Origin of the sequence: Micromonospora chalcea (genome assembly GCF_028768405.1) — a bacterium.
Classification (GTDB): domain Bacteria; phylum Actinomycetota; class Actinomycetes; order Mycobacteriales; family Micromonosporaceae; genus Micromonospora; species Micromonospora chalcea.
Genome location: NZ_CP118233.1, coordinates 5,843,624 through 5,856,451, shown reverse-complemented (window position 1 = coordinate 5,856,451; position 12,828 = coordinate 5,843,624). Strand labels below are relative to the sequence as shown.

Genomic DNA, 12,828 nt, shown 5'->3' with positions numbered 1-12,828 from the left:
TGGCCTCGCCGACTCACGGTCGGCGCGCGCGTTACCGTGACCGCCATGGCGAATCCCGCGCTGACCGCTCTCGACCACACCGGCCTGCCGTACCGGGTCATCCGGCACGGCCCGGTGGCGAGCCTCGCCGAGGCGGCCGCGGCGCGCGGCGTCGAGGTGCCGGACGTGGTCAAGACGATCGTGGTCCGCCGCGGCGAGGGCGACCTGCTGTTCGTGCTGACCCCCGGCGGCCGGGTGATCTCCTGGCCGAAGCTGCGCGCCCTGCTCGGTGTCAGCCGGCTGTCGATGCCGGACGCCGAGGCGGCGAAGGCCGCCACCGGGTACGCGCGCGGCACCATCACGCCGTTCGGCTCCACCACCGCCTGGCCGGTGGTCGCCGACGAGCGGCTGCGCGGCCGGGAGATCACGCTCGGCGCGGGCGAGCACGGCCTCGCCGTCGCCGTCGACGCGGACACCGCGCTGGCCGCGCTCGGCGCGACTGTGGCCGACGTGACAGACGAGGAGCCGACGCGCTGAGCGGTGGCCGGTGGAGGGCCGGCGGCATAGCGTGGAGGACATGCCGAAAGCCGTCTGGAACGACCTCGTCGTCGCCGAGAGCGACGACACGGTGCTGGTCGAGGGCAACCACTACTTCCCCCGTACGGCCCTGCGCGAGGACCTGATCCGCCCCTCCGACACCCACACGGTCTGCCCGTGGAAGGGCACCGCCTCCTACTACACGCTCGAACACGGCGGCGTGACCAGCCCGGACGCCGTCTGGTACTACAGCGACCCGAAGCCGGAGGCGGAGATGGTCCGCGACCGGGTGGCGTTCTGGAAGGACGTCCGGGTCGTCGACTGAGTCACCGTGCCGCCGGGGTGACTGGCACCCGGCGGCCCCGGTGGGTCACCATGCTCCCATGGCCGACCCGCACTCCGACCCGTCCGGCACCGTCTACGGGGCCCGCCGCGCCCGTGGCGCCCGTGGTCTCCGGCTGCCGCAGGACCCGCTGATGCGGATCGCGCTGGGCGTCGGCGTGACCGGCGTACTCCTCGGGGCCTTCTTCGCCACCGGCGTGCTCGGCGGTGGCGACGAGCGGCCGGTGGTGCCGGCGGCGGCAGTGCCGACCGCGACGGCGAGCGAGCCGAGCGCGGAACCGTCGGCGGAGCCCACGCCGTCGCCCTCGCCGAGCGCGGCGCCGACCACCCCGGCCGCGCCGGTGGCCACGCCGAAGGTGCTCCGGGGCGTGCCGTCCGGGCGCTGCCTCGGCGTGACCGGCGACGAGGCCGAGGGCGCGCAGGCAGCGCTCGCCGACTGCACCGGCGGGCCCGAGCAGCAGTGGGTGGTCACGCCGGTCACGAACGACACCTACCTGCTGGTCAACGCCGCGAGCAGCAAGTGCCTGGACGTCAACGAGGCGAAGACCGACGACGGCACGGACGTGCAGCAGTGGTCCTGCAACGGGCAGGCCAACCAGCAGTGGCGGTTCCAGCAGGCCGGCGACGGCGTGGCGCTGCTGGTCGCGGTGCACAGCGGCAAGTGCGCGCAGGTCGACGACGCGGGCACCGAGCCCGGCCGTGAGCTGGAGCAGGCGCCGTGCAGCGGCGCTCCGGAGCAGCAGTGGGCGGTCGGCTGACCGGCAGCGCGGGCGTCAACCCCGGTAGCTCCAGGCCCGCCGGCCCGCGACCACCGGGAGCGCGAACGCCGGTTCGTCGGCGGGACGGCGGCGCAGCAGCAGCGACAGCCCGGCCGCGCCGACCGACAGCGCGCCCGCCACGTACCAGGCCATCGCGTAGTCGCCGAGCCGGTCCCGGACCAGCCCGGCGCCGGTGGCCGCGAGCGCGGCCCCGAACTGGTGCGCGGCGAACACCCAGCCGAACACCACCGCCCCGGACGCGCCGAACCACTCCCGGCACAGCGCCACGGTGGGCGGCACCGTCGCCACCCAGTCCAGCCCGTAGAAGACGATGAAGACCAGCATGCTCGGCCGGGCCGACCCGGCGAACAGGCTCGGCAGCACCAGCAGCGACGCCCCGCGCAACGCGTAGTAGGCGCCGAGCAGCAGCCGCGCGTCGACCCGGTCGGTGAGCCAGCCGGAGGCGATCGAACCGGCGATGTCGAAGAGCCCGACCAGGGCGAGCAGCCCGGCCGCTGTGGTCTCCGGCATGCCGTGGTCGTGCGCGGCCGGCACGAAGTGCGTACCCACCAGGCCGTTCGTGGTCGCGCCGCAGATCGCGAAACCAGCGGCGAGCAGCCAGAACGGCCGCGTCCGCGCGGCGGCGGCGAGCGCGCCGACCGCCCGGGCCGCCGCGCCGCCCTCCGGCCGGGCCGGCGGCACGACCTCCGTCGCGCCGTAGGCGGGCCGCCCCAGATCCGCCGGGTGCTCGCGCAACAACCACACCACAAGGGGTACGACCGCCAGCGCGGCCCCGGCCACGACGAGTGCCGCCGTGCGCCAGCCGTGGTCGCGCACCAGCACCGCCAGCAGCGGGAGGAAGACCAGCTGCCCGGCCGCCCCACCCGCGGTGAGCACACCCGTCACCAGGCCCCGGCGCTTGACGAACCAGCGCCCGGTCACCGTCGCCACGAACGCCAGGGCCATCGAGCCGGTGCCCAGCCCGACGAGGACGCCCCAGCACAGGATGAGCTGCCAGCTCTCGGTCATCGCCACGGTCAGGCCACTTCCGGCGGCCACCAGCACCAGCGCGCCGGCCACCACCCGGCGGATGCCGAACCGGTCCATCAGCGCGGCGGCGAACGGCGCGGTGAGCCCGTACAGCAGCAGGTTGACCGAGACGGCGGCGGAGATGGTCGCCAGCGGCCAGCCGAACTCGGCGTGCAGCGGGTGCAGTAGCACGCCGGGTGTGGCCCGGAAACCGGCCGCGCCGACGAGCGCGACGAAGGCGACGGCGGCGACGAGCCAGGCCGGGTGCAGGCGGGATCGGTTCACCAGCCGAGTCTCGGACCGGGGTGGCCTCGCCGACGAGTGGCCGGAAAGCCATCATGCGCAATAATCGGGCCATGTCCGTACCGCACCGGGTCGCAGTCCTCGCCCTCGACGGCGTGGTGGCACTCGACCTCGGCACCCCCGCCCAGGTCTTCGGCGCCGCCCGCACCGACGGCGGCGTCCCCCTGTACCTCGTCGCCACGTGCACCCCCGGCGGGCAGCCGGTACGCAGCAGCGCCGGCTTCCAGGTGCTCCCCGACCACGGCCTGGAACTCCTCGACACCGCCGACACCGTGATCGTCCCCGGCATCCACGCCGGTCCGCCACTGCTCGACGGCACGGTGGCCGCCGAGGCGGCCGACGCGCTGCGCGCCGCGTACACCCGGGGAGCGCGCGTCATGTCCATCTGCACCGGCGCGTTCGTGCTGGCCGCCGCCGGTCTGCTCGACGGCCGCCCGGCCACCACCCACTGGGCGTACGCCCCACGCTTCCGTCGCCTGCACCCCGGCGTACGACTCGACCCCGACGTGCTCTTCGTCGACGACGGGCGCGTGCTCACCTCGGCCGGGGTGGCCGCCGGCATCGACCTGTGCCTGCACGTCGTCCGTACCGACCACGGCAGCGCGGCGGCCAACCGGGCGGCCCGGCGCTGCGTGGTGCCGCCGTGGCGGGACGGCGGGCAGGCCCAGTACATCGAACGGCCGGTGCCCCGGGGCACCGACCACGGCACCGCCGCCACCCGCGAGTGGGCCCGGCAGCGCCTGCACGAGCCGGTGGCGTTGCGCGATATGGCCGCGCACGCGCGGATGAGCGTCCGCACGTTCACCCGGCACTTCCGCTCCGAGACCGGGCTCAGCCCGGCGCAGTGGCTGCTCCAGCAGCGCACCGAGCACGCCCGGGTGCTGCTGGAGACCACTGACCTGAGCGTCGACCGCATCGCCCAGGACGCAGGTTTCGGCACCACAGCCGCGCTCCGCCAGCACTTCCACGCCCGGGTCGGCGTGGCCCCCACCGCCTACCGCCGCACGTTCCGCCACCCTTCCCCCGCGACGTCCCCCGCGACGTCCCCGCGTTCCCCGCGCCCCGCTCCCGTCGATCTTGGAGTTGTGGCGCCTGGAAGGCCGGACGTGCCGGAGTTGTCCACCGCCACAACTCCATGATCGGCGGCGGGGCGGATCGGCGGCGGGCGGTCCCGCGGTCAGGCGAGGTGGGGCTGGCGGCGCAAGGCGCGGAGCTGGGTCAGGTGCAGTGGCAGGTGCACGCGGATGTGCAGGTCCAGCGCCCTGCCCCAGGGCAGCGACTCGTCCACGTCCAGGTCGAAGCCCTCGCGTAGCACCGTGTCCACAGGTGTCTCCGCCGCCGGGCCGAGCCGGTCGGCCAGCGCGCACAGCTTCTGGCTGGTGGCCCGGAACAGCACCGCCAGGCCGTCCAGCCCGCCGCACTCGGACACCAGCGCGTCCAGCTGCGGCCGGTGAATGGTGTCCAGGTCGTAGTAGGCGAACGGCGAACCGGCCAGCACCGCCTCGGTCGCCTCGCTCATCAGCTCGTCGTTGGCGGCGAGGTGCGCGACGATCTGCTCGGCGCTGAGTTGCCCCTCCGGCGGCGGCCCGAACCCGCCCGCGTCGATCTCCGCGAACAGTTCGTCGTACGCCTGCCGCAGTGCCGCGACGTCCACCTCGTCCATGTCCCGCATCCAACCCCCGTCGCTGCCGCGCCCACCCCGGCTACCGCGCCCGGTTCACCCGGACGGGTCCGGACAGGCGTGAAGGCCGGCACCCCGTTGGTTCGGGGTGCCGGCCTTCACGTTTTGTCTTACTTGTTCCAGTGCTGGGCGACGAGGTCGGCGGCCTGCTGCTCCCACTGGGCGTAGTGGTCCGGGTACGCGCTCACCTGGACGGTCTGGGCGGCCTTGGTCAGCGGCATGTCCTGCCAGCCGTCGACCTGCTTCAGACCCTTCAGGAACGCGGTCGTGGAGTACTCGGGGTCGGTGATCTGCTCGACCGTGCCCCAACCGGAGGACGGGCGCTGCTGGAACAGGCCCTGCGAGTCGTGGTCGTTACGGTCACCGAGGTGACCGAGGTTCTCCAGCTTCGACTCCTGCAACGCGGTCGCGATCGACACGACCGCGGCACGCTCGTCCATGCCGGCCTTCTTCGTCGCCGCGATGATCGCCTTGACGTTGGCGGTCTGCTCGTCATTGAGGTCGATGCGGGACTGGGCGCCCTGCACGCCGTGCGGAATCAGCTTGTCACCCTGCACGGTGGCGGTGACCGGCTTGACGGCGTGGGTGGTGTCGGCCGCGTGGGCGGCGACCGGGCCGGCGAACACGCCACCGGTGAAAGCCAGACCAGCAATACCCAGAACGCTCTTACGCAGAATCGTGTTCATGATGGGGGCTCCATTCGGGGGTCGACACACCCCCCCGGGGGGGGACCGGGGGTGCGTGGGCACCGTCAGGCGCTCAAGAAAGTCTCAGGGGATCTCGGCTGCTCGCGGGGCTGGGGGCCTCTCCGCGGCGCCGGAAGCATGTCCAACGACCGTCGACCCGGCATCATTCCCGGGCCAGCTCGCCGCCGGGGGCGGCGGGGGTTCACGTCGTCGGAACCAGGCTCAACGACCAGCCGGACGAGATCATTCCCCGCGGCTCACGCCGTCGCACGTACTCAACGGCCGGCACTGTTCCCACAGCCCGCACCCCCTCGCTCCGGGGGCGCGGCCCTGCTCGATCGTTCACCCGGTTACAACGCCACCGGCCCGCCCACGATTCCGCCACCAGAGTGCCGCCCACCACCCCCGAACCCGACACCCCGCACACCATCGACCAGATTCGCCCAGCCCATCCGGGCACCTCGCTCTGTGCCCCGTGATCAAGGAGATTGCGGCCCTTTCCGGCACCCACGAGCCCACTAACTCCTTGATCACCGCGATCTTGGAGTTGTGGCACCTCACGAAGGGCGTCAAGCCGGGCATCCCGGGCACCACAACTCCAAGGTCCGACAAGCCTTCACCAGGCCCCCACACCGGGTTGATCATGAGGTTAACGGTGACAAACCGGACACCAAGTGCCGCCAAGTTCATGATCGACGCGACCGGGCAGGACGTGCGCTGGACGGGAGCGAAGCGGCCGCGACCGGCCCCGCGATCTTGCAGTTTGCGCCCTCCGAGCACCCGATTCGCCCGGTTTGCGGGGCACCGAAGTGCAAGATCGCGCGCGCTCAGGGGGCCTGGGGTCGGGGATCTTGGAGTTGTGGTGCCTCGCGAAGAGTGCGAACCCGGGCATCCTGGGCGCCACAACTCCAAGATCGACGAGAACACGCGGGGACGGGAGCGGGAGGACGAGGGAGCGCGGGTCAGCGGCGGCCGTGGCGGGCTCGTAGGTAGTCGGACACCACGTACTCGCCCAGGTCGTCCAGGTCGGGGGTGAACATCCGGCCACCAGAGCGCCGCGCCACCGCGTCCACGAACCGGCGCAGCCCCGGGTCGTCGCCCAGCATGAACAGGTTGAGCGTCGCGCCGTACCGGGTCAGCCGGTCCACCTCCCGGATCGTCGCCGAGATGGTCTCCGGCAGCGGCGGCCAGTGGAAGTACGCCTCGCCGTCCTCCGGGTCCAGGTGCGCGGTGGGCTCGCCGTCGGTGACCACGAGCACCACCGGCTCGGCACCGGGGTGGCGGCGCAGGTGCCGGCCGGCGAGCCGCAGCGCGTGCTGCAGGTTCGTGCCCTGCTGCATGTCCGGCTCCACCGCCGCCAGCTCCTGCTGGGTCAGCGGCATCGCCTCCCGGCCGAAGCCGACGATCTGCAGCGCGTCCTGCGGGAACCGGGTGGCCATCAGGTGCGACAGGGCCAGCGCGGTCTGTTTCATCGGGCCCCAGCGCCCCTGCGAGATCATCGAGTACGACAGGTCGACGCAGAGCACCACGGCCGCCGACGCCCGGCGTTCGGTCTCCACCACCTCGAAGTCGTCGACAGCCAGCGGAACCGGCACTCCGGGCCCGGCCCGGCGTACCGCGCGGGTGAGCGTGCGCACCACGTCCAGGGGCTGCTCGTCGCCGTGCTCCCAGGGGCGGGACGCCCCGCTCACCTCGCCGGCCGCGCCCGCGGTGCGGAGGTCGTGCTGGCCGCGCGGGCCGGCGGTCAGGTCGGAGAAGACGCGCCGCAGCGCGGTGCTCGCGAGCCGGCGCAGCGCTTTCGGGCTGAGCGTCAGCCCTTCCGCGTCGCGGGTGACCCAGCCCTGGCGGCGCAGCTCGCGTTCCAGTTCCTGCAACCGGCGTACGTCGTCGGCGGCGTCACGGCCCAGCGTGCGGGCGACCGCCTCCACGTCGACGTCGTCGAGCGTGGCGCCGGGCTGGTCCTGGTCGAGGGAGTCCAGCAGCTCGTCGAGTTCGGCGATCTCGTCGAGCGCGCCGGTGGCCTCGCCGTAGCCGAGCGGCTGGTCGCCGCGTACGCGCTCGCCGCGCTGCCAGTTGAGGTCCGGCCGCAGCGACCGCAGGTGCGCGTCGAGCTGGGACAGCTCACCGGCGAGCCGGTCGCCGAGCGACTGGCGCATCAGTCCGGCCAGTTCCTCGCGCTGCCGGTCGGACAGCGACCGCATCAGTCGCTCACCTGCAGCCGCCCGCCGGGCCAGCACGTCGATCAGCTCGTCGACGTTCCTGGGCCGTTCCGGGAAGAACTCCCCGTGCCGCCCCATGAACTCGGCGAACGCGTCGGTGGTGTCCTCCGAGCGGGCGTGCCGGGCGAGCAGGTCGTTGAGGTCGCGCATCATCTCGGCGAGCTGCCGCTGGGCGGCCGGGTCGGCGGCGGCCCGCGCCGCGTCGCGCAGCCCGGCGAAGCGCTGCTCCAGCACGTCGCCACGCAACCCGTCGAGGATGCGCTGGTAGGTCTGCCGGGCCTCGGCGCTGGCCCAGTCGTACCCGGAAAGCTCCGACACCGCGCGGGCGGTGGAGCGGGGCAGGTTGTCGAGCACGGCCTCGGCGAACCGGGCGTCGTCGCCGTCGCGGCCGCGCAGCTCGTCGCGTTCGGCGGCGAGCGCCTGATCGAGCAGCGCGCGGGCCCGGGTTACGGCGCCGTCCAGGTCGCCGCGGCGCAGCGCCTCCCGGCGCAGGCGGCGGGCGCGGGCGGCCAGGTCGTCCAGGCCGCCCCTCCCCTGCGGGCCGCGCCGCAGCAGCTCACGCAGCGACTCGCGCAGGCTGCCGCCGGCGAGCACGTCCGAGCCGACCGCGTCCACCGCGGCGCGCACGTCGTACGGCGGGGCGAGCGGGTCGGGTCCGCCGCGCCACTGCCCGTACCGGAAGCGGTTGCCGCCGGCCATTGTCAGTCCCGGTCCCCGTAGACGGTGCGCCCCGAGTCGGTGACGTCCTTGCCGAGCCGGCGGGTCAGGTGCAGCCCTTCCAGCACGAACTCGATGCCGGCGGCGGCCTCCTCCGGGCTGGGCGCGTCGCCGAGCCCGAGCCGGTCGAGCACCTTGGCCAGCCCCGGTACGGTGCCGACCTGGCGCAGCAGCTCGGCCGAGGAGACCAGTTCCCCGGTCTCCACGGCGCCGCCCTCGGCGACGATCGCGGTGAAGCCGGACAGGTCGAGCCCGGCCAGGCGGGCGCGGAACGTCTCGGCGGTGGCGGTACGCAGCAGGTGCGCGAGCACCTCGATCTCGCGTCCCTCCTCGCCGCTCTCGAACTCGACCTTGCCGCGCAGCGTGGAGGTGACCGACACGGTGTCGCCGATCCGGGCCACCGGCGCCTCCGGCCGGGGCGCCGACCCGGCCCCGCCACCCGAGGCAGCAGAGGCACCGGCCAGCAGACCGGAACGACGCAACGCGGCGGCGGCCACCGTCTCCGCGGCGGCGATGGCGAACCGGGCGGACACACCGGAGCGCGGGTCCACCGACGGGGACTCCCGCACGTCGCGGGCGAACCGGGCCAGCACCTCCAGCACGTGTTCCGGCACGACGGCGACCAGGTCGGCCTCCTGCCGGATCAGCGACAGCTCCAGGTCGAGGTCGAGTGGGTAGTGGGTACGGATCTCCGCGCCGAACCGGTCCTTGAGCGGCGTGATGATCCGGCCCCGGTTGGTGTAGTCCTCCGGGTTGGCGCTAGCCACCAGCAGCAGGTCCAGCGGCAGCCGCAGCTGGTAGCCGCGGACCTGGATGTCGCGCTCCTCCAGCACGTTGAGCAGCGCCACCTGGATGCGTTCGGCCAGGTCGGGCAGCTCGTTGACGGCGAAGACGCCCCGGTTGGTGCGCGGTACGAGCCCGAAGTGGATGGTCTCCGGGTCGCCGAGCGTGCGCCCCTGGGCGAGCCGGATCGGGTCGACGTCGCCGATCAGGTCGCCGACGCTGGTGTCCGGCGTGGCGAGCTTCTCGCCGTACCGCATCGAGCGGTGCAGCCAGCCGATCGGCAGGTCGTCGCCGGCCGAGTCGACCAGTGCCCGGGAGGCGGGGGTGATCGGGTGCATCGGGTGCTCGTTGAGCACCGAGCCGGGAATCACCGGGGTCCACTCGTCCAGCAGCGCGCCGAGCGAGCGGATCAGGCGGGTCTTGCCCTGCCCGCGTTCGCCGAGCAGCACCATGTCGTGCCCGGCGAGCAGCGCGCGCTCGACCTCGGGCAGCACCGTGTCCTCGTAGCCCACGATGCCGGGGAAGCGGTCCTCGCCGGAGCCCATCCGGGCGAGGAGGTTGTCTCGGAGTTCCTGCTTGACCGTGCGGTACTGGTGGCCGGTCGCGCGCAACGCGCCGAGCGTGCTCGGCAGCTCGGCGGGCGGGACCGGGGGAACCTGGTTGGGAGCGGTCACCCGATCCACGCTAGCGCGCTCCGGTGACCGGCGGCGCCCGTCGCCACTGACGCCGCCGGAGCGCCGCTCACCTCCCGAGGCGGGCGCGGACCATCCGGGGCACCGCGGCCAGGCCGGTGACCGGGCGGAACGCGTGCGCGGCGGCGACCAGCGCGGCGTACTCGTCGTCGGTCAGGTCGATCTCGGCGGCGGCCGCGTTGCGTTCCATCTGCTCGACCCCGGACGCGCCGGGGATGGCCACCACGTTCGGGTGCCGCAGCACGTACGCGAGCGCGATCTGGCTCGGCGTGGCGTCGTGCGCGTCGGCCACCTCGCGCAGCGTGGCGATCAGCGCGGTGCCGCGTTCCAGGTTCTCCGGCAGGAAGTACGGGTTGGCCCGGCGTACCGCCCCGGCGGGCGGGTTCGTGGCGTCGTAGCGGCCGGAGAGGAAACCCTGCGCCAGCGGCGAGTACGCGATGACGATCCGGCCGGCCTGCTCCGCGTACGGGATGAGGTCTTCTTCGGGGCCGCGGTCGATCATGCTGTAGCGGACCTGGTTGCTCAGCACCCGGCGGCCCAGCGCGGCCTCGGCGAACCGCCACCGGCGCAGGCCGTAGTTGCTGACGCCGACCTCGCCGACCAGTCCGACGTCCTGCAGCGAGCGCATGCCGCGCATGGTGGTGGTGTCGGCGACCACCGGGTTGGCCTGGTGCACCTGGTAGAGGTCGATGCCGTCGACGCCGAGCCGGGCGGCGGAAGCGACGGCGCGCTGCTGCACCACGGGGGCGACCGGCAGCAGCGGGAAGATCTTGCTCGCGACGACGACCTTGCTCCGGTCGTCGCCCAGCGCCGCGCCGAGGATGCGCTCGCTGCGGCCGAAGCCGTACAGCTCGGCGGTGTCGAACAGGGTGACGCCCAGGTCGAGCGCCCGCCGGACGATCTCGGCGGCGCGGCGCTCGTAGTCGGGGCCGTAGCCCCACTCCTTGGAGCCGAACTGCCAGGTGCCGAGGCCGATCTTGGAGATGGGCTTGGGGGTGTCGAGCTGCACGTAACGCATGTGGCCGAACGTACCCGCGCCGCTGCGGCCGCACTCCGCTGCGGACAGAATGGCCCCGTGACATACCTCGCCAGCGACGACCGTTACCACGAGATGATCTACCGGCGCAGCGGCCGGAGCGGGCTGAAGCTCCCCGTCATCTCCCTCGGCCTGTGGCACAACTTCGGACCGGACCGGCCCTTCGAGCGGCAGCGCGACATCGTCCGCCGCGCCTTCGACCTCGGCATCACCCACTTCGACCTGGCCAACAACTACGGTCCTCCGCCCGGTTCGGCGGAGGAGAACTTCGGCCGGCTGCTCGCAGGCGACCTGAAGCCGTACCGGGACGAGCTGGTGATCTCCAGCAAGGCCGGGTACCTGATGTGGCCCGGCCCGTACGGCGAGTGGGGCTCGCGCAAGTACCTGATCTCGTCGCTGGACCAGTCGCTGCGCCGCCTCGGGCTGGACTACGTCGACATCTTCTACTCGCACCGCTTCGACCCGGAGACCCCGCTGGAGGAGACGATGGGCGCGCTCGACGCGATCGTCCGCTCCGGCAAGGCGCTCTACGTGGGCATCTCCAACTACGACTCGGAGCAGACCGAGCGCGCCGCCGAGATCCTGCGCGACCTGGGCACGCCGCTGCTGATCAACCAGCCGTCGTACTCGATGATGAACCGCTGGACGGAGAGCGACGGCCTGCTGGACACGCTGGAGGGCGTCGGCGCCGGCTGCATCGCGTACAGCCCGCTCGCCCAGGGCCTGCTCACCGACCGTTACCTCACCGGCATCCCGGCCGACTCCCGGGTACGCACGAGCGTCTTCCTCAACGAGGCCGACCTCGACGAGGAGACGATGGCGACGGTCCGGGGGCTCGCCGCGGTGGCCGAGCGGCGCGGTCAGACGCTCGCCCAGCTCGCCCTCGCCTGGGCGCTGCGCGACCCGCGAATGACCAGCCTCATCATCGGCGCGAGCAGCGTGGCGCAGCTGGAGGGCAACGTGGCCGCGCTGGACAACCTCGACCTCGCCGGTGAGGACCTGGCCGAGATCGAGCGCCTGCTCGGCTGACTCACCAGACGCGGCGCCGCCCGGCGCGGTGGTTGCGGACACCGCACGGCCGTCCGGGCGGAGGGCCGCCGGCCCGGCTCAGCCGCCGTCCGACCACCGCCGCGGCGAGCAGCGCGACGACGAGCGCCGCCGCGCCGAGCACGAGCGGCCGGGACAGCGGTCCGCCGTCGGTCACCGTCGCCACCGGCACCGCCGGCTCGTCGTCGGTCGCCGCCCCGGCGAGGGTACGCGGAGGCGACGCGCTCGCCTCCGGCGCTGCCGGGGTCGCGTCCGGCTCACCGCGTGCCGCCCGGAAGATCACGTCCGAGCAGGAGTAGTAGGTGTCCTGGGTGTCCGAGTTCTGCCAGATGACGTAGACGATGTGCCGGCCGGTCCGGTCGGCCGGCAGCCGCCCCCGCATCTCGTACGCGCCGGAGCGGATCGGCGGGTCGGTGACCTGAAGGAACGGCTTCTTCTCCAGGTCCGCCCAGGTCAGCCGCCGCTGCGGCGAGTACGAGCCGGTGGTGACGTAGAACCGGAACGTGCCCTGGTGCGGGATGGTGGTGCGGTAGCGGAACGTGTGCCGGGCACCGGCGGTGAGCGTGGTGGCCGGCCAGTCCGCGCGCGGCAGATCCAGCCCCCGGTACGCGGACAGCCCGCCGCTGCACAGTTCCCCGTCCGGGATGCGTTCCCGGTCCCGCCCGTCGACGCGGGCGACCCGGATGTTGTCCCACTCGCGTACCGCTGCTCCGGCGGCGATCGCGGCCCGGCACGCGGGCGTCCGCGCCCGGCCACCACCTTCCGGCCCGCACGTGGCGGCCCGGCTCAGCGGGCTGGTCGGCGCACCGTGCGCGCCGGCCGGCGTGGCGGCGAGCGGCACCGTCACGGCGACGGCGGCGAGCGCGACGAGCGCGCGGCGTGCGGCCATGTGATCGACCTCCCGCGCACTGGTACGGCCGCGAGACGTCAAAGGTTCGATCCGCGCCGATCGGCCGGGCCGACGTGACCGAACGGACAGACGGGGCGGCGGGGCGCATGTGGGTGGACCTAGAGTGACG

The 12,828-nt window shown here is 73.6% G+C and carries 12 protein-coding genes; 5 read left to right on the top strand and 7 right to left on the bottom strand.

The annotated features are described in order from the left end of the window. Window positions 1–45 precede the first annotated feature (45 nt). Genes PVK74_RS26520 through PVK74_RS26510 form a run of 3 tightly spaced genes read left to right on the top strand, consistent with a single transcriptional unit; the run spans window position 46 to window position 1,616 of the window. Window positions 46–516, top strand: coding sequence for an aminoacyl-tRNA deacylase (locus PVK74_RS26520; RefSeq protein WP_069087588.1), 471 nt, complete (start codon window positions 46–48; stop codon window positions 514–516). Between the two features lie 40 nt (window positions 517–556). Beyond that, the gene (locus tag PVK74_RS26515; protein WP_043330617.1) at window positions 557–841 is read left to right on the top strand and encodes a DUF427 domain-containing protein; all 285 of its coding nucleotides are present in this window, start codon (window positions 557–559) and stop codon (window positions 839–841) included. Window positions 842–899: 58 nt separating this feature from the next. Further along, on the top strand, window positions 900–1,616 hold the full coding sequence (locus PVK74_RS26510; protein ID WP_113971947.1) for an RICIN domain-containing protein: 717 nt from the start codon (window positions 900–902) through the stop codon (window positions 1,614–1,616). A 15-nt stretch (window positions 1,617–1,631) separates the two neighbouring features. Here the strand turns inward: PVK74_RS26510 and PVK74_RS26505 are convergent, their stop codons facing one another. Then, entirely contained in the window at window positions 1,632–2,930 is a 1,299-nt protein-coding gene (locus PVK74_RS26505; protein ID WP_064446869.1) for an MFS transporter, read from the bottom strand. A 53-nt stretch (window positions 2,931–2,983) separates the two neighbouring features. Between PVK74_RS26505 and PVK74_RS26500 the strand changes: the two genes are divergently transcribed. Then, the gene (locus PVK74_RS26500) at window positions 2,984–4,087 is read left to right on the top strand and encodes a GlxA family transcriptional regulator (RefSeq protein ID WP_274477475.1); all 1,104 of its coding nucleotides are present in this window, start codon (window positions 2,984–2,986) and stop codon (window positions 4,085–4,087) included. A 38-nt stretch (window positions 4,088–4,125) separates the two neighbouring features. On the opposite strand, the gene PVK74_RS26495 is transcribed toward PVK74_RS26500, so the two are convergent. The 5 genes from PVK74_RS26495 to PVK74_RS26475 all read right to left on the bottom strand — a co-directional run bounded on the left by PVK74_RS26495 (window position 4,126) and on the right by PVK74_RS26475 (window position 10,744). Further along, window positions 4,126–4,602, bottom strand: coding sequence for a hypothetical protein (locus PVK74_RS26495; RefSeq protein ID WP_064447233.1), 477 nt, complete (start codon window positions 4,600–4,602; stop codon window positions 4,126–4,128). A gap of 137 nt (window positions 4,603–4,739) precedes the next feature. After that, entirely contained in the window at window positions 4,740–5,315 is a 576-nt protein-coding gene (locus tag PVK74_RS26490; RefSeq protein WP_274477474.1) for a hypothetical protein, read from the bottom strand. A 962-nt stretch (window positions 5,316–6,277) separates the two neighbouring features. Next, window positions 6,278–8,233, bottom strand: a complete 1,956-nt coding sequence (locus PVK74_RS26485) for a vWA domain-containing protein (protein ID WP_274477473.1) — start codon at window positions 8,231–8,233, stop codon at window positions 6,278–6,280. A gap of 2 nt (window positions 8,234–8,235) precedes the next feature. Continuing rightward, entirely contained in the window at window positions 8,236–9,717 is a 1,482-nt protein-coding gene (locus PVK74_RS26480) for a magnesium chelatase ATPase subunit I (RefSeq protein WP_274477472.1), read from the bottom strand. Between the two features lie 58 nt (window positions 9,718–9,775). Next, window positions 9,776–10,744, bottom strand: a complete 969-nt coding sequence (locus PVK74_RS26475; protein ID WP_113971953.1) for an aldo/keto reductase — start codon at window positions 10,742–10,744, stop codon at window positions 9,776–9,778. Window positions 10,745–10,801: 57 nt separating this feature from the next. Here PVK74_RS26475 and mgrA point away from each other — a divergent pair, with 57 nt between their 5' ends. Further along, the gene (gene mgrA, locus PVK74_RS26470; RefSeq protein ID WP_043326357.1) at window positions 10,802–11,791 is read left to right on the top strand and encodes an L-glyceraldehyde 3-phosphate reductase; all 990 of its coding nucleotides are present in this window, start codon (window positions 10,802–10,804) and stop codon (window positions 11,789–11,791) included. 1 nt (window position 11,792) lies between these two features. On the opposite strand, the gene PVK74_RS26465 is transcribed toward mgrA, so the two are convergent. Next, complete coding sequence (locus PVK74_RS26465) at window positions 11,793–12,698, bottom strand: lytic polysaccharide monooxygenase auxiliary activity family 9 protein (RefSeq protein WP_064447744.1); 906 nt, start codon at window positions 12,696–12,698, stop codon at window positions 11,793–11,795. Between the last annotated feature and the right edge of the window lie 130 nt (window positions 12,699–12,828).

Coding starts and splice junctions, on each gene's coding strand:
- PVK74_RS26500 (WP_274477475.1), top strand. CDS start 2,984: ATGCGCAATAATCGGGCCATGTCCGTACCGCACCGGGTCGCAGTCCTC.
- PVK74_RS26490 (WP_274477474.1), bottom strand. CDS start 5,315: ATGAACACGATTCTGCGTAAGAGCGTTCTGGGTATTGCTGGTCTGGCT.
- PVK74_RS26485 (WP_274477473.1), bottom strand. CDS start 8,233: ATGGCCGGCGGCAACCGCTTCCGGTACGGGCAGTGGCGCGGCGGACCC.
- PVK74_RS26520 (WP_069087588.1), top strand. CDS start 46: ATGGCGAATCCCGCGCTGACCGCTCTCGACCACACCGGCCTGCCGTAC.
- PVK74_RS26465 (WP_064447744.1), bottom strand. CDS start 12,698: ATGGCCGCACGCCGCGCGCTCGTCGCGCTCGCCGCCGTCGCCGTGACG.
- PVK74_RS26475 (WP_113971953.1), bottom strand. CDS start 10,744: ATGCGTTACGTGCAGCTCGACACCCCCAAGCCCATCTCCAAGATCGGC.
- PVK74_RS26510 (WP_113971947.1), top strand. CDS start 900: ATGGCCGACCCGCACTCCGACCCGTCCGGCACCGTCTACGGGGCCCGC.
- PVK74_RS26515 (WP_043330617.1), top strand. CDS start 557: ATGCCGAAAGCCGTCTGGAACGACCTCGTCGTCGCCGAGAGCGACGAC.